Origin of the sequence: Microbacterium sp. BK668, assembly GCF_004362195.1 — a bacterium.
Classification (GTDB): Bacteria; Actinomycetota; Actinomycetes; order Actinomycetales; family Microbacteriaceae; genus Microbacterium.
The window spans coordinates 1,176,572-1,200,127 of sequence record NZ_SNWG01000001.1 but is presented as its reverse complement, the minus strand read 5'-3'; the positions used below and the strand labels follow the sequence as shown (position 1 = coordinate 1,200,127).

Sequence of the window (23,556 nt, the reverse complement as noted above, 5' to 3'; positions counted from 1 at the left end):
CACGGGTGCACTGCCGCTCGAAGCAGCTCCCATGCCGCATCGGGCTGCGCGAACTGGCCGAGCCCAGAACGTGGGCGACGGCGGGCACGCGGCCATCCTGGAGGAACACACCGACATCCGTTGACGGGGCGGCGTCGGACCGAGTCACCCGATGAGGTAGACCATTCCGCGGCCCTCCGTCGCGAGCGACTCGACGAAATCCTGCGCTCGCCCGAGGTAGTCGAGGACATAGCGAAGCTCGTCGCCGTCGTCGGCTCCGTGCCGGCTGCGCCAAGTGCGCGCCCAGGATCGCACCTGAGACTCGTCGATCGCGCAGAGCTCGTCCCGAATCGAGGGCACCTCCTCCGGGAGGATCGTCCTCACCCACGGCTCCCAGCCCATGTCGTGCATCGTCACATTTCCCTCGAACATGCGGTAGCACGAACCAGTGGCGGGGCTTCCGGCCCCCGAGCGCGTCAGGGACTGCAAAGCAGACCACGCCTTGTCGAGATAGAGCATGTCGCGCTTCGGCGAGACCTGCTCGAACGTCGCGACGCTCATCGCCGCGTGGGGCTCCAGGCCCCATGCGTCAGCAAGCGGATCGCTGGAGAGGATGCTGTGCGGGTCATCGACCGCCTGCTGAGTGAGGTCGGCGTCGAAGGCATATGCGTAGTACCGGATTCCCATGCAGCGAGCATCGCGACTAGGACGTCGCGCCGATCGTGGCATTCGACGGACGAGGGACAGCCCGCCCGGATCCGCCGTTGTGGAGGAACGGAGGCGACCGAGGGGGACTTCTGCATGGACCCTGGAGCCCGAGGGATTCGCGCTCGCGGTCTCACCGGTGGATGGGCTGGGTCCTCGCCTCCCCGGTCCCAACCAAGCAGACTGATCAGCGAGCGCTCACGGACGCCTGCTGATCGCTAAGCCTCGGACGCTCCACGAACGTTGCAGACATGGCGCCCTTGCTAGCAGCATCGAAGTAAATTACGTCTGATCAGCAACTCTTTTGAGGAGAGGGGAGGATCTGAGCCCTCCGCTCCCCGTGAGGGGACTCTCCCTTAGCATCGTTCACCACGCCCACGTCCTAACGCTCCGAGGCGCCAGCTACCGGCTCCGCGGCAGCGGCATCGACAGCCTCCCCAGCATCAAGACACAGGATCCGGCAGACTGAGCAAACGACGAACTGGTGGCCCACTTTTCGCCCGTCGCACTGGCCCAGTTTTCAAGCGTCGTCGACAATCCGAGCCCGCAGAATGCTCACGCTCACTTGGGGTCACCTGGTCATCTCATCGCGCAACCTCGAAATACTGCAGTTCGAGGGCGACGGGACGGCTCTCAAGGCGCTCGGGCTGCCGCCGGGCGCTATTCCTTCGTCGCCCCCGCGAGCATGCCCGACACCAGTGTGCGTTGCGAGAACATGAAGAGCAGCAGCACCGGGAGGACCGCCACCAGCACTGCGAGCGCGAGTTCGGGTCGATTTATCTCGAGGTTGCCGCCGCCGATTCCCGGGTTGAAGGCCGGAGTGGCTGCGACGAGTTGTTCCAAGCCGAGCTGCAGCGGATATGTCTCGTCGCGAGCGAGCATCACGAGCGGTAGGAAGTAGTTGTTCCAGTTGCCGACGAACCCGAAGAAGGCGACCAGCGCGATGACCGGTTTCGCCAAGGGCAGGGCGATACGCGTGAACAGCTGCCACTCGTTGCACCCATCGATGCGCGCCGCAGCGAGCAGATCCTTCGGGAGCGCTGTCGAGTAGTAGATGTACGTGAGGTATACGCCGAACGGGTAGAAGGAGAACGGCAGGATGACTGACAAGGGCGTCCCCGTGAGATGGACCGCGCTGAGTTCGAGGTAGATCGGAAGAACGAGCGCGGTGTCCGGGACGAGCATGACGATCAGGGTGGCGGCCAGCAGCAGCGTCCGTCCGCGGAATCTCGTCATCGCCAGCCCATACCCGGCCGGGATGCACGCGAGCACCGTGAGCACGAGTGCGGATACCGAGTAGAAGATCGAATTGCCGAACCAGGTGAGGTAGGCACCGTCCTGGAACTCGAGAAGGTTCGCCCATGCGCGGCTGATGTTCTCGAGCGAACCGAAGGCAAGCGGATTGGACCGCACGAGCGCGGAGTCATCTTTGGAGGGGGTGATCACGAGCCACAGCACCGGCACGATGAAGTAGACCGTTGTGAAGGCCAGCAACAGCCAGGACGCGGCGCGGAGGACACCACGGCCCGCGGCATCGGGTGCCTTCGTGCTGCGAGCGGCGGTCATTCGTCGTCCTTGAGGTTGTACACGCCGGTGCGCGTGATGATGACAACCGCGCCGGCGAGCGCCACCAGCAGCAGGAACATCGAGATCGCGGCGGCCCCGTTGAAGTCGTTGTTCTGGAACGCGTAGAGGAAAGCGAGCTGGTTCGGCGACCACGCTGGGTCGACCGCGCCTGTTGCTGTCCCGAAGATCTGAGGCTCGGCGAACAACTGGGTCCCGCCCGCGAAGGCGAGGATCGCCATGTACGCGATCCACTGCTTGATCATGGGGATCTGGACGAACACCGCCGTCTTCAGAGCCGATGCCCCATCCATCCGCGCAGCGTCCATGACCTCGTCGGGGATGTTGTTGAGCGCGCCGTACATGATGACGATCCAGCCGCCGGCACCCGTCCAGAACGCCATGATGACGAAGATGATCGGCAGGTTCTGCGGCGCCACGACGGCGCTCAGATCATTGAGACCGAAAACGCTCAGCACCCACGATGCGGGGCTGACGGCCGGGTCCAGCATGAACATCCACACGAGGATGCTCGCGACGCCCACCAGTGCACCTGGAACGTAGAAGAGGAAACGAAGGATGGAGGACGCGGACCGGGCCCGCTGGCGCAGTAGGAGGGCCAGGCCCACGGTCATGACCAGGAGCACGGCAACCCAGATCACGACGTAGACCGCGATGTTCGCGAAGGCCGGACCGAACCGGAAGTCCCGGAAGACCTTGACGAACTGGCCGAGTCCGACGAATTGCCCGAGGGCGTTCGTGAACGAGAGATAGAGGGCGTACCCGGCGGGAAGTACTCCGAAGACGAGCAGCAACACGGAATAGAAGGCGACGAACAGATAGCCGGAGCGGCCGGGCCGCCGCGTGATGCGGCGGCCCTGCACTTTCGGCTCGTCGACCTTCGGAGAGTCGAGCATGACCATAGGACTATTCCGTGACGATGTATCCGGCGGCGCCCGCGAGGTTGCGCGCCTTGGCCTGCCACGCTGGGAGGGTCTCCTCGAGGGTCTTGCCGCTCGCCAAGCTCGTCAGCACTGTGGACGACCAGATCGACTGCTGATCGACGCGGGCGGTCTGCGACCAGCCGTCCCAGATGGAGTCGACACCGATCCGGAAGGCTTCGCTGACATCGTTGGCGTAGTACCCGGTGTTCTTCGGGTTCTCAAGCCACGCCGCGGCACCGCTCTCGAACGCGGGGTATGTCGACGCTCCTTCGAGCACGCCCATGTCGGTGGTCAGGTACTCGACGACATCCGAAGCCGCTTCGAGGTTCTCGCTGTGCGCCGAGATGTACCAGACTCCACCTCCCACGTTGCCCGTGGTGGTGTCCGTGTCACCCTCCCACTGCAGGGGCGGGGCTGCGGCAATCTGACCGGCCGGCACCTTCAGCGCGTCGCGGAAGACGAACGCGCCGAACCAAGAGGGCCCGACCATCGCGAGCGTCTTGTCGGCGAAGCCCTGCACGTACGCTGCGCCGGTCAGCGCACCTGACTTCTGGACGGTCCCGTTGGCGATCATCCGATCGAGCAGCTGAGCCATTTTGATGCAGTGCTCGTCGGTCAGGTCCGCTGTGAACTCACCCTCGTCGAGCTGGTTCGCGGGACAACGCGAACCCCAGAAGTACTGGAACGCGCCGAATGAGTCGCCGATCTCGCCGAGCGAATACCCGGGATGCTCCGCCGCGACCTTTTCACCGAGCGCCTCGTACTCCTCCCACGTGGTGGGCACCTCGTATCCGAACTCGTCGAACAGTTTCTGGTTGTACCAGAAAACGTTCTGCGCGATGTCGTTGCGAATGCAGTAGAGCGTCTCACCCACGGTGCACGGATCGAGCGCCCGGGGAGCGAATCCCTCGATCTTCTCGTCAGGGAAGATGCCGTCGTTGAGCGGGGCCGCGAACGGCTGCTCTCCTGTGGTCAGTGGCTCGAGGCCGAACAAGCCCGTCGAGAAGACGACATCCGGCCAACCTTCGCCGGCCTTGTTGAACAGCGACACCTTCGCCTGCAGCGTGTTCGGGTTGCCGTCATACGTCACGAGGCTGATGTCGATGTCGGGGTGGGCGCTCATGTAGTCCTGTACGGCCGGCTCGCGAGCAGCGTCCACCCACACCGTCAGCGGCGCCGACGAGTCCTGTTCGACGGGTGCGAACTCTCCGGATACGACGGCGACATCGGCGCTTGCGCATCCGGTGACCGTGACCGCCGTGACAGCGAGCGCAGCAAGGCCCGTGAGTCCGAGCCGTGCCGCGCGGGAAATGTATGACTTCATCGTCTTCCTATTCTCCTGGGTGGTGGATGCGGCCCGATGACGGGCCTCTCGTCGTCGTCACGCAGCGTCGGCGGCGTAGCTCTCGAGCTCGGTCGGGTACTCGAGGCCCGCGGGCAGTGCGATCCCGGCATGACGGGGCGCCCGGACGAGCCCGTCGGCACCGACGATCGCCTCTCGGCGGACGGGATTCGAGGTGACGAGCGACTCGTAGTAGGTGGTGTTGCTGATCGCCATGGCCAAGTGCTGGTTGGGGACCGCGGACCCGTGGATCTCCGCCCGCACCTGGAAGGCGTCTGCCATATGCGCGGTTCGCATCGAGCCGGTGATTCCGCCTCGCAGGATGGCGCTCGCCCGCACCCCGAAGGTCGCCGCGCCGGCGCGGATGAAGTCCGCCGAGTTCATGTGGACGCCATCGGAGGTCTCGGCGACGAGGAGCGGCACCTTCACGGCGGAAGCGAGTTGCGCGTAGGCGCCGATCGAGAACTCGCGCATCGGCTCCTCGTACCAGAGGAAGTCGGCATCGGAGAGGACGTGCCCGAGTCGGATTGCATCGGGTAGGTCGAAACCGGCCGATCCGTCGTACATCAGATCGATGTCGTCACCCACGTGCTCACGCAGCGCGATCGCGAGGCGGCCATCGGCGACGGCGTCGCCCCAGGCGTGCAGCTTGATCGCTCGATACCCCAGCTCCAGAGCTTGGTCAGCGACGTGGAGGAACTCCTCGACGGTCCGGAACGTGGAGGTTGAAGCGTAAGCCGGGATGGACTCGCGCACGCCTCCGAGGAGATTCCAGACTGGCGAGTCGTAGTACCGGCCGGCGAAGTCCCACAGCGCGATGTCGACGAGCCCGAACAGCGGCAGCGGAAACTCCTCGATACGATCCAGCTCCCACATCCGGTGCCACACCAGCTCCCGCGCGAAGGGATCACGACCGACCAGTTCCTCCCGCAGCACGCGGTCGACCAGCTCGGTCATGACGACTGCGCTCCCCGGTCTGCTCGAGAACGCAACGCCGTCGGGACCGTGATCGGTGCGGACGCGCAGCACGGCACATGCCCCGCCGCGGCTGCTGCTGGGAAGCCCGTGTCGCCAATGGAACGGAGGCGAGGCCGGCGGGGTGTCGACACGGAGGACATCGACGTCGGTGATCTTCATTGACTTTCCTTCACGAGTGTGCTTCGTCGAATGTAAGTTGTCGGACAACCGATGTCAAGTGAAATGGTGTAGATTCGGCGACGAAGGATGTGGTGCCGAACGGAGAGGAGGCCCGGCGTGGCTTCCAAAGCCTCGATCGAAATCCCTGCTGACGCGAAGAACCTTGTCGACAGACCGGCACGGCTCAGCACGAGAATCGCGGCAATCCTGGTCGACCAGATCGTCGACGGAGTGTTCGTCCCCGGAGCATCCCTTCCGACCGAGGCTAGTCTGGGCGCGTCGTTCAGTGTCAGTCGCCCGGTGGTGCGAGAGGCGGTGAAGCTCGTCGAACAGAAGGGGCTCATCCGGGTGAAGCAGGGCGAGGGCTCGACCGTGCTCCCTCGGCCGGAGTGGAATCTGCTCGATCCCGACGTGTTGCGCGCCTGTCTCCGGAACGACGACGACTCGCGGCTTCGGCGCGACGTCGTCGCTCTGCGCAGCGGACTCGAGGCCGACATGGTGCGCCGCGCAGCCGCACACCTTTCGCCGGAGGACTTCGCACGCATGGCGCTCTCGCTCGAGACGATGGATGTCGCCACTGAACCGCACGAGCTCTACCGCGCCGATGGCGACTTCCACCGAACCATCCACTACGCATCGGGCAACGAGATCGCCCGCACGGTCGTGTCGAGTCTCGTTCGCGAAGTACGCGGGACGAACGTGCTCGGCGACCGGGGCCGCGAGATCTACGCAGCCGCCAATGCCGACCACCGGCGGATCTACGACCACCTCCAGGCGGGGGATGCCGAAGCCGCGGCGTTGGAGATGGCCAAGCACATCTCCAGTCGCTGGCTGCTCAGCACGCCCCTATAGGCGCAGGGCGAGCCAGGGGTGCTCTCCACCACCCGCCGGTGCCGAGCGCGTCGACCTGCGGGTCTGCACCGCACCGCAATCGTGCACTGAGAGTCAGGCCCCCGAACTTTCGGTGAGCGGGACCGCTGCCGCAATGTCGCACCGACTCGCGATGACGACGGTGCGACCCGACCGGGCCGCCTCGAGGACGCCGAGCATCACCTCCAGGACATGGAAGGCGACCTCGCCGGTAGCGCGTGGCTCGCCGCTGCTCGCCACGAGGTCGGCGATGCCGATGCCGCGAGACGCGTCGATGTAGCCGGCGGTCGGATCCAGCTCGCTCCACTCGGTCTCACCCAGGGGGCGAACCGTCACCGCCCCGATGAACTTGTTGGGATCGGGCACGCTCATCGACGCCCGATCCCCGTGCACCTCGATGCTGGCCGACCGCGTACCCACCGCGTCGAAGCTCATCACCAGCGTCGAGATCGCGCCCGAGGCATGGCGCAAAGCGCCTGTGACGTGGGTGTCGATCTCGACCGCGATGATCTCCCCCGCACGCGGCCCGGAACCGATCGTCCGGGTGGTGCGCGTGTGCCCCGACATCCCGATGACAGACTCCACAGGTCCGAGCAAGTGCACGAGTGCGGTGATGTAATACGGCCCCATGTCCAGGAGCGGCCCGCCGCCCGGCTGGTAGTAGAAGTCGGGGTTGGGGTGCCAGCGTTCATGGCCGGGCACCACCATCACCGCGGTCGCGGCGATCGGGGCGCCCACCAGCCCATCGTCGATCGCCTTTCGAGCGGTCTGGATGCCGGTGCCGAGCACTGTGTCGGGCGCGCAACCGACGGCGACTCCCGCCACGGCCGCCGCATCCAGCACCTCTCGTGCATCGGCCAGAGTGGTGGCGAGCGGCTTCTCGCCATAGACAGACTTGCCCGCCTGTATTGCTCGGAGCGCGACCTCGGCGTGCGCGGCCGGGATGGTGAGGTTCAGAACGAGGTCGACATCATCGGCGTGCATCAGCTCATCCACGGTGCAGGCACGGACTCCCCGCGCGGCCGCGGCCGCCGCCGCGCGCGCGGGATCGAGATCCGCGATGGCGGCCAGGTGCAGGACGTCGAGCCGCTCGAGCGTGTCGAGGTATTGCGAGGAGATCGCGCCGACGCCGACCACGCCCACGCGCACGGACGTCAGCGTGCAGCCCACAGCATCCCCCGCTCGATGATCGTTCGCACGTTGGCGTCTTCGACGATGTCCAGCTGATGGCCCGGTGTCACGACGACGATGAGGCCCTCCCCCCACTGCCGCGTCCACACCGCAGGGCACGTGACCGGACGGTTCCAGGGGTCGTAGTCGCGTGCGGCGAGCGTCGTCGTCGCGAGGACGTCGTTGTAGTCGTCCGACAGCACCCAGTACTGCTCGGTGGTCAGCTCGAAGTCGGCCAGTCCTCGAACGAGAGGATGATCGGCCTGCTCGGGAACGATGTTCACTGTGTAGCGCACGAAGTTACGGGCAGCATCGTCCGGCAGGTCCTCGGGCTGCGCCTTGGACGGATGGTGGGCGAACTGGCCGCCGATCAGTTGCAGGTAGTCGGCGCTGTTGCGATACGAATCCGCGATGCCACCGTGCCAGCCCACCAGTCCGGTGCCGGAGCGGACCGCTCCGATGAGCCCGGCGATCTCCGCTTTCTCGATCGTGTTCATCGTGTTGCACTGCACGATCAGATCCACGGTCTCCAGGTAGTCCACATCCGCGTAGATCCCGCTCCCCTCCTCCACGCGCACCTCGAAGCCGTGGTCGTGGAGGAAGGGCAGGAACAGCGCGGTGGTCTCGTACGGCTGGTGGCCGTCCCATCCGCCGCGCACCACGAGCGCGTTCTTCCTCACGTCCGTCACGACTCTTCTCCCTCGTGTTCTGACCCGTTTCGCAACCCGACCGGCAGCAGCGCGGGTGGCGCGTTCTGGTAGGTGATCGGCCGGAGGAATCGGTCGATGGCGTGCACGCCCACGGAGGTGTGCAGCACCGCTGTCGATGACGGGTACGGGCCTCCGTGCGTGGTCGCTCGACCCACGGGGACCCCGGTCGGCCACCCGTTGAAGATGATCCGCCCGGCCAGCTCCGCCAGCTCGTCGAGCAGAGCCGTAAGCCCCGTCCGAGCGGCGCGGTCTTCAGCATCCGTCTCCCGACTCGTGAAAATGGATGCGGTCAGCGATCCTTCGAGCGCGCGGGCGGCACCGACCAGCTGGGCGACATCGTCATACTCGATGAGCAGCGTGGCGGGGCCGAAGCACTCGTTCTGAAGGCGATCGATGTCGGCGATGAACTCGTCGAGCGACGTGGTGAGCACCAGCGGCACGGAGTCGCCGAGGCGCCCCGACGCGATGCGCACGGCCGTCGACGCCGCGACCTGCTCGACGGCCCGCAGATAGCGGTCTTTGCCCGAGGCGCTCAGCATAGCGAGCGTCGCGGAGTCTGCAAGGCGTTCCGCGAGGATGCCGGCCAGGTCGTAGTCGGAGGGGTGGAAGACGAGCCCCGGCTTGGTGCAGTACTGCCCGGCTCCCATCGTGAATGATTCGACCAGCCCGTCGGCGACGCCTCCGGGATCGGCGTGCACGGCGTCGGGCAGCAGGAACACGGGATTCATGCTGCCGAGCTCGCCGTAGAACGGGATCGGCCGGTCGCGCGAAGCGGCCAGGTCGAAGAGCGCCCTTCCACCCGCGGTGGATCCCGTGAAGGCTGCGGCGCGGATGGACGGATGCTGGACGAGCGCGACCCCCGCGTCGAAGCCGTCCACGCTGCGGAAGGTACCGTGGGGCGCGCCGGCCCCCGCCAGCGCCTGGACGACGATCTCGGCCGTGCGAACGGAGAGCCGAGGGTGCCCGGGATGCCGCTTCACAACGACAGGGCACCCGGCGGCCAGCGCAGACGCGGTGTCGCCACCGGCCACACCGAACGCGAACGGGAAGTTGCCGGCGGCGAAAACCGCAACAGGGCCGACGGGCCGCGTCGTGCGTCGGACATCGGGCGTTCCGGACACGTGGTCTGCCGGATCGACTTCGGTCCGAGACCGGGAGTCGGTGACGACCCGCCCGAACATCCGAAGCTGGTTGGTGGTGCGGGTCAGCTCGGCGTTCAATCGAGCGGCCTCGAGGTTCGTCTCCCCGGCGGCGATTGCGACCAGCTCGGCACGGTGCCCCTCGAGAGCATCGGCGATCGCGCTCAGCTGTCGGGCTCGCACCGCGGGGCTCTGCCGCCGGAGTTCACGGGCCGTGGCGTCGATGCCCGCGAGAGCTGCATCGACATCGGCGGCCGCGGCGCTGGCGTCGGCCGTCGCAATCATGCGAAGGCCCTCGTCTTCGGGGTCGCGGTGCGCACGACGTTCCGGATAGAGCCGACGCCCTCGATGTCGATGACCACGACGTCGCCGTCCTCGAGAACGAACTCCAGGTCGGGCACGATGCCCGTCCCGGTGCTCAGTACGGCTCCTTCGGGGAACTCCAGTTGGCTGTACAGGTCGGCCACCAGCGACTCGGGTGTGCGGTGCAGCTGCGAGCTGTTCGCGGTGCCGGAGAACACGGTCCCACCCCCGCGGTCGATGCGAAGGACGATCTCGTGGGAACCGACCTCGCCGCCCGGAATGACGACGATGCCGTTCGAAATCACACAGCTGCGGTCGTAGACCTTCGCCTGCGGCAGGTAGAGCGGATTCTCCCCCTCGATGCTGCGGGAGCTCATGTCGTTCGCAGCGAGGAGTCCCACGATCTCCGCGTCGGCGTTGACCACCAGCGCGAGCTCGGGCTCAGGGACGTTGAGGGCGGAGTCGTTGCGCTGCCAGACGTCATCGCCATCGGTGATCACTCGCCAGCTGGGGGCCTTGAAGAACAGCTCGGGGCGCGCCGCGTTATAAACGCGGTCGTAGATGTCCGCGTCCTGGCTCTCCTCCATGCGGGCTGTCCTCGAGCGCGTATAGGTGACTCCTGAAGCCCAGACCTCGGTGCGGCCGTCGATGGGCGGCAGCAGGCGGGACGGAAGCGGCTCCGCGGGGGTGCCCGCGATCGCGTTCGCCAGGAGCGCGTTCAACTCGGCGCGTCCCAGTGCGAGCAGGACGCCCACACTCGTCACGGGGAGCGGATACATCGCATCGCCGACGACGACACCGACAGCCGGTTCGTTGGCGGGCACAGATTCGTAGCGGACGATCTTCACGGGCGTCTCCTGGTGGGTTGGGTCAGCGGATGACGTCGTCGACGTCGTCGAAGACGGACAGGTCGGTCGGGCTGGGCAGGTTCTCCCAGTCACTCTCGGAGGCGACGGCGAACGCGGCGACGGCGTTTGCCTGCCGGAGTGCGGCCAGTGGCGCGGAGTGGTCGAGCCATGACGCGAGGAACCCGGCGGCGAAGGCGTCCCCCGCGCCGATCGCATCGACGACGGTGGTGCTTACGGCCGGCGCGCGCTCGACTCCCTCCGGGGTGGCGATGAGGGCGCCCCGGGCGCCCAGCTTCACGACGGCAGCAGAGGGGCCGAGGTGCAGGAGTGCTCGCGCGAGCGCTTCCTCGTGGTCGCCGCGGACCAGGTGGGCGGCCTCGTCTGCGCTGGCGAAGACGAGATCGGCCTCGGCGGCGAACTCGGCGAGCAGTTCGTCGGTCTCGCCAGGCACCCACAGCGAGCGCCGCACATTGAAGTCCATCGAGACGACGGCACCCGCCGCGCGCGCATCCGCGACGGCCTGACGGAGTGCTTCGACCGGTCCCCGGCCGAGGGCGAGGGAGATGCCCGTGAAGTGGAAGCACCGTGCCGAGCGGAGAGGAGTGAGGTCGAACGCATCGCGCCCCGCCCGCGCGAACGCCGAGTTCCGCCTGAGGTAGTGCACCGCATTGATGTCGGGGGTCTTGCGGGTCTTGACCATCACGGCGGTCGGGTCCGGCGACTCGGTGGCCAGGACCTCGACGCCTTCGGCGCGAAGCTCCCGCCGGATGGCGGCCCCGATCGCGTCACGGCCGAGAACGCTGATCCATGTGGCGGACTTTCCGAGCCGGCGCATTCCGATGGCGACGTTGGACTCGGCCCCGGCGATGCGGAAGCTCACGGCCCTCCCATGGCGGAGAGGACCGGTTCCATCGGCCGCGAACACGCCGAGGGATTCGCCGAGCGTCACGATGTCGACGGTCATGACGCCTCCAGCGCGGCGAACCGTTCCGCGGCACGCGTGATGGCCGCGAGATGCGCGGAATCGCCGGTACGAGCGCCTTCCGGCGTGATGAAGAGGGGCGAGCCGACGCCGATCGCCACCGCCCCGTGGGCGAGGTGACGTCGGCCGCGCGCCACGTCGATTCCCCCGACGGCGATCATCGCGACCTGGGGAAATGGAGCGCGAAGGTCACGGATGTAGTCGTCGTTCATGGCATTGACCGGGAACACCTTGACCGCGCTCGCTCCGGATCTGGTCGCGTTCCAGACCTCCTGCGGCGTGAGGACGCCAGGGTAGTAGGCGATGCCTCGATCCCGGCACGCCTCCAGCACTTCCGTGTCGAAGGCCGGGGAGACGACGAAACGCGCGCCTGCATCGATCGCGGTCTGCGCGTCGGCAGCGGTGAGGACGGTGCCCGCGCCGATCGTCGTGTCGCGGAAGCGGGCGACGAGCTCTCCGACGACGGCACCGGCCCCTGGAGTGACCAACGACACCTCCATCGCGCGGATGCCGCCCGCGCGCGCCGCCACGGCGACGGCGACCGCGATCATGGGGTCGCGCTCTCGGATGATGCCGAACACTCGGCCGCCGACCGGCGATGGGCGGGGTGGAGCGATGTTCACGGTTCAGGCCTCCAGAAGCGCGACGGGGGTGGCAGCCTCGACAGTGGCGAGCGGCTGCGCAGTGCCGACCTCGTGATCGAAGCGGAACGCGGCGAGCGTGGAATCGTCCTGGTGGGCGACCACGAGCAGGTCGTCGGCGACGAACGTGAGATCCCGCGGAGTTCTGCCGCCCGCCGGGAGCTCGCGCGCGAACTCGAGCATGAGCGGGTCACTCGAGACGCGGAAGACGGCGATGCTGTCCCGGCTGCGGTTGCCGGCGACCAGGTGCCGTGCGTCGGGGCTGAGCCTGAGAGCGGATGCCGCTGCCGACGCCCGGTGCCCGCGCCCGTAGTCCGCATCGGACATCGCGACCGTGGCTGCGACCACGAACCGCGCGCCGTCGCGGCATGCGGCCGTGATGGTGCCCGCACGTTCGTTGACGACGAACAGCCCGCTGCCATCCGGCGCGAAGACGAGGTGGCGCGGCCCGGCGTCGCGCGCGATGTTCATACGCCTCGCCCGATCTTCGACGAGACCGCCGCCATGGCCGAGCGAGAACAACCGGATCGCGTCGATGCCGAGATCCGTCACGAGCAGCTCGCCCGTGACCGGGTCGAACGCCGCGTGGTGCGCCCGGGAGGCGTTCCCCGCGGGGCGATGCACGGCCACGGCGTCCCCGAGCCCTCCGTCCGCTGCGATCGGCAGAACGCTGACGACACCGTCGAGGTAGTTGGCGACCACAACGTAGCGGCCGTCGGGGCTCACGGTCAGGTGGCACGGCGCGCGCCCCACGGATGAACGCATGCCCAGCGCGATCAGCCGGCGTCCCTCCACGCGGAAGGCCGACACGCCACCCGCCCCGTCCGGGAAGCACGGGGTCTCGTTGACCGCATAGATGTGAACTCCGTCAGCCGACGCCGCCAGGTATGACGGCGAGGGAGTCCGCGCGGCCAGGTCCACCGCGCCGAACTCCCCGGCAGCGATGTCCAAGTCGACCACATGGATGCCCCTTCCTCTGCCGTCCACATGCGGACGCCGCGAGGTATAGGTCCCGATGAACAGCCGTGTTCCAGCCCCCGCGCCGCTCATGGCGCGAGCTGCGTATCGCGAAGGCGGCGCCAGAGCTCGTCAGGCACGGATGCGCGCAGCCGTGCCATATTGTCCACGATCTGCTCGGCACGGGACGATCCGATGACCACGACATCCACGGCTGGGTGCCGGAGCGGATAGTGCAGCGCTGCGGTAGGCAGGTCGACCCCGAATTGGCCACATGTCGCCGCGAGGATGCGAGCACGCTCGAGAGCATCGTCATCGACCGGGCGGTAGTTGTAGCGCGCTCCCGCCCGAGGCTCGTTGACCGCGAGCAGTCCGGAGTTGAACACGGCGGCGTCAGCGACGGCGATTCCGCGCTCCTGGCAGAGCGGGAGGAGCTCCTCGCCCGCCTGCTGCTCGAGCAACGTATATCGACCGGCGATCATCACGATGTCGATGTCGGCTTCTCGTACGGCGCGAGAGGCTGCCTCCGCACTGTTCACGCCCACGCCTATGGCACCGACGATGCCCTCGTCCCGCAGGGCGGCCAGCGCCGGCAGACCCTCCCGGATCCCGCGATCCAGGTCATACTGGTCCGGATCGTGCAGGTAAAGCACATCGATCCGGTCGATCCCGAGGCGTTCGAGCGATGCGTCGAGACTGCGTCGGATGCCCTCCGCAGAGGGGTCGAAACGGCGCACCAGGCTGTTCGGCACGTCGAAGCCGTTGTCGAGGTCACGTCCCCCCGCGAAGTCGGGGTTCGCTTCGAGAACGCGACCGACCTTCGTGGAGAGCACATACTCGTCTCGACGCTGTTCGCGCAGGAAGGCACCCAACCGCTGCTCGGACAGTCCCAGTCCGTAGTGCGGGGCGGTGTCGAAGTAACGGATGCCGGTGGCCCAGGCCGCGGCCAGCGTCGCGTGAGCCTGCTCATCCGAGATCTCGCGACCCATGTTGCCCAGTGGCGCTGCCCCGAAGCCGACGGGTTCGTCCAGGCTGCTGAGCAGGGCGGCGCCACGGGAAGGCGATGCGTGGGGTTTCATCTGATCGGTGTTTCCCTTTGTGCGGTCAGTCGGCCAGATCGATGTCGACCCACCACCGGAGCGGTTTGCCCGGCTCGAGGTGTGCCGCGCGGCCGAGTTCGATCGCGGTGGCGAGGGAGTCGGAGAAGGCGAGGGCCGGTTCGATCGCGATGACAGGCTGCGTGTTGACGGCAGCATGATCGAACCAGACAGCGAGGTAGCGGCATCCTTCGGACCACGAGAGCGCAAGCGTGCCTCGCCTCGGTGAGACCAGTTTCGCCCAGGTCGGGGCCTCGTCTGGATGGACCCACAGCTTGCGAGTGCTTCCGCGCTCCAGCGAATCGATCGTCGCGAGCTCTTCCGACCATGGCACGTAGCCGACCTCCGGGTGCTCGACATCGAGTGCGCGCGAGGCGCGCTCGTCGATCTGAACGCTGCTGCCGGTTTCCGCCAGGAACTGGGGGTGTGCTGCCCAGAGGAACGGCAGATTCCTCAGCGGTGTCGAGCACTCGTAGGTCAGCCGGATTCCACCGCCGGGCGATTCTGACATCGATCGGGAGAACCGGTATTCGAAGGTCTCGCCGTGGGCGTGCAGCTCCTGACCGTCGGGCGTCATCGGTCGGTTCCACAGGTCGCCGTGATCGGGGAGCTCCCGTCCTCGCACGGTGCACGCGGCGATCGTGGGGGCGCACTCGTCCCACCCCGCCATCTCGGCGTCCACGAATCGCGCCTCGGCCGTCACTTCCCGTGCAGGGTCGGTCTGTGCGAGCCACTCGGAGCCGGAGCGATCCTGCAGAGAAGTGATCTTGCCGCCGCGCCGGGGGTCCACCACTGCCGTCACTCCGGCGGAGGAAGAGAATCGTATAAAGCTCACCAGTCGGCGACCGATCCGTCGGAACGCACGAGCTGCGGCATCTCCACGGTGATCTCCGGTTTCGACTCGCAGAGCGCCCAGTCCAGGTCGACCCCCCAGCCGGGCCCGGCGGGGACGGGAAGGTAGCCGTCGGTGACCACCAGCGGTCGGTCGATGATGTCGTCGCGCCAGTCGTCGAGGAAGAGTCGCTCCTGGATGAGGAAGTTCGGCGCGACGGCGTCCAGGTGCAAGGACGCGACGGTCACGAGCGGGCTCATCGGCGAGTGGGGTGCCACCCACGCGCCGAAGAGGTCGGCCGTGACGCTGATGTCCCTCGCTTCGGCCAGACCATGGCAGTGCGCAAGGTCAGGCTGGACTACGGCGAGCGCGCCGTTCGCGAGGAAAGGCAGGGTCTCCTCCTTGGTCGTGAGCCGCTCCCCCGCGGCGATCGGCATGGGCGCCGCCTCACTGACGCGGCGCATGTCGTCCGGCCGATGCGGCTGCACCGGCTCTTCGAAGAACAGCAGGTCGACAGGTTCCAGCGCCCGCGCCAACTCGATGGCGAGGTGGGCGTCGTAGCGCCCGTGACCATCGAGCATGATCGGGCAGTCCGGCCCGACAGCGGCGCGGATCGCTTCGCCGACACCGACGATCGTGCGCACCCCGACGGCATCCCTCACCGGGTCGATCGGAAGGGCGACGCTGAACTTGAAAGCACGATACCCGCGCTCGTACGCTCGGAGGGCCAGATCGGCGACCTGGACCGGGTCGGTCGCCCCGCCGCTCCACCCGTTCGCGTAGACACGGATGCGATCGCGCACCGCTCCGCCGAGCAGCTCATGGACCGGCCGTCCGGCGGCCTTGCCTAGGATGTCCCAGAGGGCGAGCTCGATGCCCGCAATCGCAGAGCCCTTGACCACGCCTCCGCCCCAGAACTTCTGACGGCGCAGCTTCTGCGTGACATACGAGATGCGCCGGGCATCCTGCCCGATCGCCAGCGGCGCCAGGTCTTCGATGAGGCCCCGCACCGCGTGGTCGTGTCCCTCGAGGGTGGCTTCGCCGATGCCCGTGATCCCGTCCTTGGTCTCCACGATCACGAACAGGTAGTTCCTGTCGGTGAGCCGCCCTGTCCCGGGCGTCGGGGCGCCCACCGTGAGCGTGCGGATGCGATCGATCTTCACGGGGTTCCTTCGATTTCAGTCGCCCGAGCCGACGATGCGGCCGCCGTCGACGACGATCGTCTGGCCCGTCAGGTAGGACGAGTCGGATGAGAACAGGAAGGCAACGACGGAGGCGATCTCATGGGGGCTGCCGAGCCGCGCGAGCGGCACCTGTCGCGCGACGGCGTCCCGGAAATGCTGATCGCGCCGGGCCCAGGCCGGCGTCTCGATCGCTCCGGGGGCAACGGCGTTCACCCGCACTCCCGGCGCGAAGTCGACCGCGAGTTGCCGTGTGAGTGCTGTCAGCGCGCCCTTCGCCGCGGCGTACGCGGGGGATCCTCGGAATCCGAGGAATGCGTGGATCGAGGTGGTGAAGACGACCGAGCCGCCCGCCGCAAGACGCGGCGCGAGGGCGCGGAACCCGTGGACCGCGCACCCGAGGTTGACCGCGAGTCCGGAGTCCCAGTCCTCCCTGCTGATCTCGGTGAGGCGGCCAGGCAGGTTTCGGCCCACGTTCAGCAGGACACCATCGACCTGCAGGCTTCTCAGCTGCCCGGACGCGGCGGACCACGCGCCGGGGTCCCCCGCATCGAACGCCAACGGAGTGACCCTCTCGGGGTGCTCGCCCGCCAGGATCGCGAGCCCGTCTCGGTCGATGTCGATCGCGGTGACGTGCGCGCCCTCCGCCACGACGCGCTCCGCCGTCGCCCGGCCTATGCCCGAAGCTGCGCCAGTGATGACGCAATGCCGCCCTTGCAGGCGCACCGACTCGAAGCTCTGCACGTGTGTCCTCTCCGATGTGACACTTCCATAGGTACACTATTTGTCAGACAACCGTCAAATAAGGAGCATCATGGCCTGTTATGTCCTCCACTCGGTCATCCGGCCGGGAGGAGTTGCGGGATACTGCGGGACGCATGCGCGGGTCCCTGACAACCTGGCCGCCCTTTTCGGGCAGGCAGGCATCGACAACTGGACCATCTGGCGCTCGGGGGACCGGCTGTTCCACCTCATCGAGACCGATGACCTGGGATCCGCGCTGGCGGTGATCGGGCCGCATCCGGCGAACCGGGCTTGGCAGCGGCAGATCGGGCCGTTCGTGGATCACTATCGGAACACCGACGGCGATGCGCAGTTCGCGCCCCTCAACGAGGTATGGAGCCTCGCTGGTCAGCTGAGCTCAGCCCCATCCCGACACGAGTCAGCGCCGCGCCCGCAGAATCTCCCGGCCTAGGGGGCTCGCCACCGGGATGTCGGCCAACGATGCCGCGCCGGCGAGCGGGTCGAAGGCATCCACGACGATGCGTGCGGCAGGCATTCGCGAGCGCACTGCCTCGGTGAACGCGTCCCGGAGGGCGTCTGCGCGGAAGATCCCGCCGACCGCCGCCACTCTCCATTCGCGCGGATCGACGGCGGCCCGCTCCAGTGCCGTGGCTGCCGACGTCGCCAGCTCCTCGGCGGCGCGGCGCACGATGTCGCTCGCGACGCGATCGGAAGGCGCGGCTTCGAAGACCGCGCGGGCATACGCCGCCACTCGCCGCACGCGCTCGGCATCCGACTGGATATCGATGTAGGCCCGGGTGAGGTCTGGGAAGTCGGAGCGTACGACCTGGCTCAGGCTCGTGACGGGGCCGCGTCCGTCGAGCTGCCTCAGGACGGCGTCCAGCGCGGCCCGCCCTACCCAATAGCCGCTTCCCGCGTCCCCGATCAGATGCCCCCAGCCGTCGACTCGAGCGAGTCGCGCGGGGCCGACGCCGAGCGTGACGACACCGGTTCCTGCCGCGACGACCGCGCCTTGCGATTCACCGAGGGCGCCGCTGTACGACGTGATGGAGTCGTGCGCCAGGAACACCTCGCGCACACCGAATTCGTCGATCTCGTCCAAGAGTGCAACGGGATCCGCACCGGCGGTCAGGCCGGATACACCGATACCCACCCGATCGATCCGGCCCACTCTCGCGGCCGCTTCTGCGACTGTTCTCGCCAGCTGCGGCAGAAGCCCCAGATCGGTGCGAATAGGCTCCGAGCTCCATTCGGTGGGCTGCGGACTCCCACTGTGACGCACCCGTGTGCCGGACTGCCCGCCGTCGACCGCCAGCGTGCTCAGCGTCATATCTTCCTCATCGTTGTCGTGCGTCGGGAGGCGGTGCGAGTGTGGCGAGCCCACGGAGTCGTGCGCCCCCTTGACAGGTCAGTAGAGGTCGACTCCGCCGAAGCGGAACGGCTCGCCGTCCAGTTCGAGCCCGGTTCCGGCGACCGTGACCAATCCCCTGCCGACCTTCCACGCGTCTGAAGCGGCCGCTGCCGGGGAACCAGCCAGCGCCAGCGCACCGGCGAGGGCGAGTGCGGCGACGAGCGCCGCGGAACGATGTCTTCTCATCTGCGAACTCACTCCATCGTCAACAGGGTGTTGCGACGGTGTGCGGGGCGGGGCGCGGGCGCGCGACGAGGAGCATGGTCACTTGACCGCGCCGGCCGCGAGCCCGCGGTAGATGAACCGCTGGAGCAGCAGGAAGATCACGAGGGTCGGAACGATGACGACGATCGCTCCCGCCGACAAGACCTCCCACTGGGCGCCGAAAGGGCCCACGAACCGGAACAGGGACGTTGAGATCGTTCCGAGCTCGGGATCCGGCATGTAGAGGAACGGGATGTAGAACTCGTTGTAGATGGCGATGCCCTTGATGATCACGACGGTCGCGATCGCCGGCCGCAGGAGCGGCATGATGATCTGCCAGTAGATGCGGAAGTGTCCGGCACCGTCGATGCGGGCTGCTTCGTCGAGCGACCGTGGGATCGACGCCAGGAACTGGAGGAAGATGTAGATGGCGATGATGTCGGTCCCGATGAAGAGCGCGATCGCGGCGCCACGGGTGTTGAACAGGCCGAGCGCATTGACGACCTGGAACGTTGCGACCTGCGTCGCCACACCCGGAACGAGCGCAGCCAGCAGGAAGAGTCCCGTCACGAGGCGCTTGCCGCGGAACTCGAAGCGATCGATACCGTAGGCGGCAAGCGTGCCCATGATGATCGTCCCCACGAGTGAGAACAGCAGGATGACGGCCGTGTTGAAGAATCCCATCAGCATCTGGCCCTGGGTGATGGCGATCTGATAGTTCGAGAAGTCGAGCCAGTTCTGCGGAGGCGTGAAGGCCGACGTGGTCGAGTACTCCTCGGTCGTCTTGAAAGAAGCGAACAGCAGTGTCGTGATGGGAAGGATCACGATGACGGCCACGATCGTCAGCGTCAGGTACTCGAAGGCCGGGCCGATCTTCACGCGCACGCGTTCGGCACTGCGACGGCGCCGATCGGGCGACCGTCCGCCGGAGGGTTCGTCCGCGCGGGCGGCGGGGACGTCTGTCAGGTCGACGGTCATGCGAGATCCACTTCGTCCTTGATGGTCAGCCGCTGGATGATCGTGATCACCAGCACGAGCGCGAGAAGCACGACTGCCATGGCCGACGCCAGGCCGATCTCGTTGTAGACGAACGCTTTGCGCACAGTCTCGATGACGAAAGTCGCCGTTCCGTTCGCGCCGCCCAGCATGATGTACGGGATCTCGAAGACGGCCAGAGCGCCGGAGATGGCGAGGATCGTCGTCAGGGCGGTGATCCGCTTCACGCTGGGAGCGATGATGTAGCGGAACTGCTGCCAGCGCGAGGCTCCGTCGATGTCGGCTGCCTCGAAGAGGTCGGGACTGATGGACTGGATCGCGCCGATGTACAGCACGACATTGAGCCCGATGTATCGCCACACCGAGACGCCTGCGAGCGACCAGTTGACGACGGCGGGGTCGCCCAGCCACTGCTGCGAGAGCGCCCCGAGTCCAAAGAACTGAAGGGTGAGATCGAGCGTTCCGCCCGGCTGGAAGAAGAACAGGAAGATGAAGGCGATCGCGACCCCGTTGATGAGATAGGGGAAGAACACGATGCCCTTGAACAGGTTGCGCAACGGCAGTGTGAAGCTCAGCACCGTGGCGAGGTAGAGCGCCAGGCCGATCTGGACGATCGCGCCGACCAGGTAATACAGACTGACGAAGAAGACGCCGAAGAGGTCGGGGTCCGAGAATATCTCGACGTAGTTCTCGAAGCCGACGTACTCCTTGACGGGACTCAGGCCGTCCCAGTCCGTGAAGCTGTACCACACCATGTTGGTCAACGGAATGCCCGTGAACAAGACGACGAACCCGATCGGAAGGGCCAGATAGAGCCACGGGAGCAGGGCGCGTCCCATCGAGCGCTGCCCACGGCGGCGGGAGCGGAGTCTGCTCTTGCGGACTCGACGCGCCCAGAGCAGGCCGGTGGAGGAGGCTTGGGTGGTCGTCATCGTCGACTCTCTTTCCGGTGTGGGGGCCGGGCGGCGTGCCGCCCGGCCCCGAGCGGTGGAGGTCAGCGTCCGAGGACGCCTACTCCTGCGCCTCGACGGCAGCTGACCAGTCCGCGTTCAACTGGGCGAAGAACGAGTCCTTGTCACCGTCCGCCGCTCCGCGAGCGACGTCGACCAGCTTCTGGTACCACGCAGAGTCACCGAGCGCGATCCCGGCTTCCTTCTGCACCGCGCCGAGCCGGCCCTCCTTGCCTTCGGGTTCGGGGTTCATGGTGATCATCTCGACGCCGACCTCGTCGAAGGCGACCAGACTGGGGGGCAGCTCGCCGCCGATCCGGGGCGTGATGCCGCCCTGACTGGCCGCATAGCCGGAGTCGTTGACGAAGAAGTCGATCCACTCACGACTGGTGCCCTGGCACTCGGAGTTCGTGTTGATGGCCAGGTTCTTGTCACCGGAGAGCACCGTGCGGAAGATCCCGTCCTTTTGGACGGGCAGGGGCCAGAAGCCGATGTCGTCGCTCGACGCTCCCGCGTCCTCGGCTGCCTGCTGCACCTGCGTCACTCCCCATGAGGCGACCATAAGCGAGGCGACCTCACCCGAACCGAGGAGCGTCTTGCTGGACTCCCAGTTGGTAGTGGCCGGATCTTCTTCCGTCAGACCGGATTCGACGGCGTCGAACAGAAGGGAGTTCCCGATGAAGAGGTCCTTGTCCTTGGTCCACGGCTCCGGGTCGGAGGCCAGGATGTTGCGGCCGTCCTCTCCGCTGACGATGCCGATGTACTGCGAGCTCCACGCGCTCAGCGGCCACCCGTCCTTGTAGTTGGTATACAGGGGAACAGCGCCCGTCTCGTCCTTGATCTTCTCGAGCGCGGCGAGGAACTTTTCGGGATCGGCCGGCGGTTCAGTGATGCCGGCCTCGGCCCACACCTTCTTGTTGACGATGTAGCCAGTGGCGTTGCCGGTCTGCGAGAGGCCGTACGTCTGACCCTCGAATGAGCCGGACGGCGTGAAGTAGTACTCCTCAGCGAGGTCGGCCTGCTCGCCCAGCGGCGCGAAGAACGAAGGGAACTGATCGGGCGTGACCGAGGCCGGAATCAGGAGGACATCGCCGTAGTCCTTCGTGTTCATCCTGGTTCGCACGTCGTCGTCGTAGTTCTTCACGGCCTCGAACTTCACCGAGTGGCCGGGGTTCTGCTTCTCGAACTCCTCGGCGTACTCCTTGAAGTCGGTGTCCACGATGTCGGTGCGGTTGGTGAGAACCGTGATCGTTTCGCACTCGCCCACGTCTGCGAGGCCGTCAGCCGTGGGTGCCACGGCCGCAGGCTGCGAGGCGCAGCCTGCGGCCAACAGCGCCAGAACACCGAGCGCCGCCGCTGGAGCGATCGATCGTGTGATGTGCATGTCGTTCCCTTCGTTGCATGTGAGTGGCTGCCTGCCAGCGCGTCTGCGCGCCGGACCCCGGTATCCCGAGTTGAAGCCTCACTTAGTTTTGTCGTTTGACAAACAGTGCCGGTCTCGATCATGGTCGAATGTCGTACAACTGTCAAGTCATCGCCCGCACTTTGTCAATCGGGTGAATGAAGGCTGGTACGGTGTCTGCGGAGAGGGAGGGGGCGAGGTGGCCGATACGACTGGCCTTGCCAGAGGACAGGCGAGTCGCCGAATCGTGCTGGATCGGATTCGGGATTCTCCGGAGGTCAGCCGAGTGGAGATTGCCCAAGCCACCGGCCTCACTCGCGCCGCCGTATCGAACATCGTCCGCGCTCTCATCGACGACGGGCTCGTCCGCGAGGTCGGATTCGCCCAGTCGACCGGCGGCAAGCGACGTACGATGCTGCAGATCAGCCCGGAAGCTCGATGTGCCGTCGGTGTGCATGTCTCCATGACGGGGGTCACATATGTCGTGACCAACATGGCCGGCGGGATGCTCGGGCGAAAGCGGACACGTGGGATCGGCTACGAGCACCCCACAACGGTGGTGGCGGAGATCGCGAACGAGTTCGACCTCCTGTTAGCGCAGGTCGGCGCGACGCGCGAGAGCCTCGTCGGGGTGGGCATTGTCGCCGCGGGGCCGATCGACCACCATGCCGGAACCGTAGGCGGACCGGCGATGCCGAAATCGTGGCGAGGCTTCCCGCTGCGTGATCGGCTCAGCGAAGCACTCGGGCTTCGTGTGCTCGTGGACAAGGACGCCACAGCGGCCGCCGTCGGCGAGTTCTGGGCGGGACACGACTATTCCCCACTGGCCTTCGCCTGCCTGTACATGGACGAGGGCGTCGGCTCCGGAATAGTGATCAACGGGGTCGCGCTGCGGGGTTCGGCGTCGAACGCGGGTGAGATCGGTCATGTCTGCATCGATACGCACGGGAAGCGGTGCGAATGCGGAAATACCGGATGCCTCGAGCTCTACGCGGCACCGTCCGCAGTCGTGGCCGAAGCCAGACGGTCTGGATTCGATTTCGCGGGCGCGGAGGCTGGATCTGACATGCGCCTCTTCGACGAGATCGCTCGTCGCGCGATCCGCCAGGATCCCGCCGCCGCTGCACTGATCGCCCCGTCGGCGGCCGCGATTGCGGAGGGGGCGGTAACCCTCGCCAATGTCGTTGACCTCGATCTCATCGTGCTGGCGGGGCCGGGGTTCGCAGTCGCGGGCGCCCTCTACATCGACGCGATTCGCGCCGCCATCTCGCGTCGCTTCTTCGCGCGACGCGTGCACGATGTGGAGGTGCGCTACTCGAGGAGTCCCCGGGATGCGGCGGCGCTCGGGGCGTCTGCGCTGGTGCTGCAGGAGACCCTCGCGCCACGAGCGGCGGGAGTCCATCGATGAGGGAGTCGTCGCGGCACACTGTCGGCCTGGTGCTCGAACGC

General features: G+C 67.0%; 23 protein-coding genes. 2 read left to right on the top strand and 21 right to left on the bottom strand.

Annotation, left to right across the window (positions count from 1 at the left end; all coding sequences use genetic code 11):
• Positions 1 to 144: 144 nt before the first annotated feature.
• The 5 genes from EV279_RS05285 to EV279_RS05260 all read right to left on the bottom strand — a co-directional run bounded on the left by EV279_RS05285 (position 145) and on the right by EV279_RS05260 (position 5,670).
• Positions 145 to 666: a DUF1877 family protein gene (locus EV279_RS05285; protein ID WP_166644454.1), complete on the bottom strand. Its 522-nt coding sequence runs from the start codon at positions 664 to 666 to the stop codon at positions 145 to 147.
• A 678-nt stretch (positions 667 to 1,344) separates the two neighbouring features.
• Positions 1,345 to 2,250, bottom strand: coding sequence for a carbohydrate ABC transporter permease (locus EV279_RS05275; RefSeq protein WP_133541835.1), 906 nt, complete (start codon positions 2,248 to 2,250; stop codon positions 1,345 to 1,347).
• The gene (locus EV279_RS05270; RefSeq protein WP_208109474.1) at positions 2,247 to 3,164 is read right to left on the bottom strand and encodes a sugar ABC transporter permease; all 918 of its coding nucleotides are present in this window, start codon (positions 3,162 to 3,164) and stop codon (positions 2,247 to 2,249) included. The genes EV279_RS05275 and EV279_RS05270 overlap by 4 nt, the downstream gene beginning before the upstream one ends.
• Before the next feature lie 10 nt (positions 3,165 to 3,174).
• Entirely contained in the window at positions 3,175 to 4,515 is a 1,341-nt protein-coding gene (locus EV279_RS05265; protein WP_133541833.1) for an extracellular solute-binding protein, read from the bottom strand.
• Between the two features lie 57 nt (positions 4,516 to 4,572).
• Positions 4,573 to 5,670 (bottom strand): enolase C-terminal domain-like protein, encoded by a 1,098-nt coding sequence (locus EV279_RS05260; protein WP_133541832.1) that lies wholly within the window; start codon positions 5,668 to 5,670, stop codon positions 4,573 to 4,575.
• 87 nt (positions 5,671 to 5,757) lie between these two features.
• Between EV279_RS05260 and EV279_RS05255 the strand changes: the two genes are divergently transcribed.
• The gene (locus EV279_RS05255; protein ID WP_133541831.1) at positions 5,758 to 6,522 is read left to right on the top strand and encodes a FadR/GntR family transcriptional regulator; all 765 of its coding nucleotides are present in this window, start codon (positions 5,758 to 5,760) and stop codon (positions 6,520 to 6,522) included.
• 93 nt (positions 6,523 to 6,615) lie between these two features.
• On the opposite strand, the gene EV279_RS05250 is transcribed toward EV279_RS05255, so the two are convergent.
• The 16 genes from EV279_RS05250 to EV279_RS05170 form a co-directional block, all read right to left on the bottom strand.
• On the bottom strand, positions 6,616 to 7,689 hold the full coding sequence (locus tag EV279_RS05250; RefSeq protein ID WP_243728446.1) for a Gfo/Idh/MocA family oxidoreductase: 1,074 nt from the start codon (positions 7,687 to 7,689) through the stop codon (positions 6,616 to 6,618).
• A 5-nt stretch (positions 7,690 to 7,694) separates the two neighbouring features.
• Positions 7,695 to 8,399, bottom strand: a complete 705-nt coding sequence (locus tag EV279_RS05245; RefSeq protein WP_133541829.1) for a ThuA domain-containing protein — start codon at positions 8,397 to 8,399, stop codon at positions 7,695 to 7,697.
• Positions 8,396 to 9,844: an aldehyde dehydrogenase (NADP(+)) gene (locus EV279_RS05240; RefSeq protein WP_133541828.1), complete on the bottom strand. Its 1,449-nt coding sequence runs from the start codon at positions 9,842 to 9,844 to the stop codon at positions 8,396 to 8,398. Before EV279_RS05240 ends, EV279_RS05245 begins: the two co-directional genes overlap by 4 nt.
• Complete coding sequence (locus tag EV279_RS05235; protein ID WP_243728445.1) at positions 9,841 to 10,710, bottom strand: fumarylacetoacetate hydrolase family protein; 870 nt, start codon at positions 10,708 to 10,710, stop codon at positions 9,841 to 9,843. The genes EV279_RS05240 and EV279_RS05235 overlap by 4 nt, the downstream gene beginning before the upstream one ends.
• A 22-nt stretch (positions 10,711 to 10,732) precedes the next feature.
• Positions 10,733 to 11,674: a sugar kinase gene (locus EV279_RS05230; protein WP_133541827.1), complete on the bottom strand. Its 942-nt coding sequence runs from the start codon at positions 11,672 to 11,674 to the stop codon at positions 10,733 to 10,735.
• Positions 11,671 to 12,315, bottom strand: coding sequence for a bifunctional 4-hydroxy-2-oxoglutarate aldolase/2-dehydro-3-deoxy-phosphogluconate aldolase (locus EV279_RS05225; protein WP_133541826.1), 645 nt, complete (start codon positions 12,313 to 12,315; stop codon positions 11,671 to 11,673). Before EV279_RS05225 ends, EV279_RS05230 begins: the two co-directional genes overlap by 4 nt.
• Positions 12,316 to 12,318: 3 nt before the next feature.
• Positions 12,319 to 13,383 (bottom strand): beta-propeller fold lactonase family protein, encoded by a 1,065-nt coding sequence (locus EV279_RS05220; protein WP_133541825.1) that lies wholly within the window; start codon positions 13,381 to 13,383, stop codon positions 12,319 to 12,321.
• Positions 13,380 to 14,369, bottom strand: coding sequence for an aldo/keto reductase (locus EV279_RS05215; RefSeq protein ID WP_133544630.1), 990 nt, complete (start codon positions 14,367 to 14,369; stop codon positions 13,380 to 13,382). Before EV279_RS05215 ends, EV279_RS05220 begins: the two co-directional genes overlap by 4 nt.
• Before the next feature lie 25 nt (positions 14,370 to 14,394).
• A complete protein-coding gene (locus tag EV279_RS05210) occupies positions 14,395 to 15,189 on the bottom strand; it encodes a hypothetical protein (protein WP_133541824.1) in 795 nt (264 codons plus the stop codon).
• 29 nt (positions 15,190 to 15,218) lie between these two features.
• Positions 15,219 to 16,382, bottom strand: coding sequence for a mandelate racemase/muconate lactonizing enzyme family protein (locus EV279_RS05205; protein ID WP_133541823.1), 1,164 nt, complete (start codon positions 16,380 to 16,382; stop codon positions 15,219 to 15,221).
• Positions 16,383 to 16,397: 15 nt separating this feature from the next.
• Positions 16,398 to 17,144, bottom strand: a complete 747-nt coding sequence (locus EV279_RS05200) for an SDR family oxidoreductase (protein WP_133541822.1) — start codon at positions 17,142 to 17,144, stop codon at positions 16,398 to 16,400.
• Positions 17,145 to 17,562: 418 nt separating this feature from the next.
• Positions 17,563 to 18,474 (bottom strand): BadF/BadG/BcrA/BcrD ATPase family protein, encoded by a 912-nt coding sequence (locus EV279_RS05190; RefSeq protein WP_133541820.1) that lies wholly within the window; start codon positions 18,472 to 18,474, stop codon positions 17,563 to 17,565.
• A 78-nt stretch (positions 18,475 to 18,552) separates the two neighbouring features.
• Positions 18,553 to 18,741, bottom strand: coding sequence for a hypothetical protein (locus EV279_RS05185; protein WP_133541819.1), 189 nt, complete (start codon positions 18,739 to 18,741; stop codon positions 18,553 to 18,555).
• 78 nt (positions 18,742 to 18,819) lie between these two features.
• Positions 18,820 to 19,737, bottom strand: coding sequence for a carbohydrate ABC transporter permease (locus tag EV279_RS05180; protein WP_133541818.1), 918 nt, complete (start codon positions 19,735 to 19,737; stop codon positions 18,820 to 18,822).
• Entirely contained in the window at positions 19,734 to 20,687 is a 954-nt protein-coding gene (locus tag EV279_RS05175) for a sugar ABC transporter permease (RefSeq protein ID WP_133541817.1), read from the bottom strand. Before EV279_RS05175 ends, EV279_RS05180 begins: the two co-directional genes overlap by 4 nt.
• Before the next feature lie 79 nt (positions 20,688 to 20,766).
• The gene (locus EV279_RS05170) at positions 20,767 to 22,002 is read right to left on the bottom strand and encodes an ABC transporter substrate-binding protein (RefSeq protein WP_166644451.1); all 1,236 of its coding nucleotides are present in this window, start codon (positions 22,000 to 22,002) and stop codon (positions 20,767 to 20,769) included.
• On the opposite strand from EV279_RS05170, the gene EV279_RS05165 reads away from it, so the two are divergent.
• Positions 21,992 to 23,515, top strand: a complete 1,524-nt coding sequence (locus EV279_RS05165) for an ROK family transcriptional regulator (RefSeq protein WP_208109473.1) — start codon at positions 21,992 to 21,994, stop codon at positions 23,513 to 23,515. The two genes, EV279_RS05170 and EV279_RS05165, sit on opposite strands and share 11 nt — an antisense overlap.
• Positions 23,516 to 23,556 lie beyond the last annotated feature (41 nt).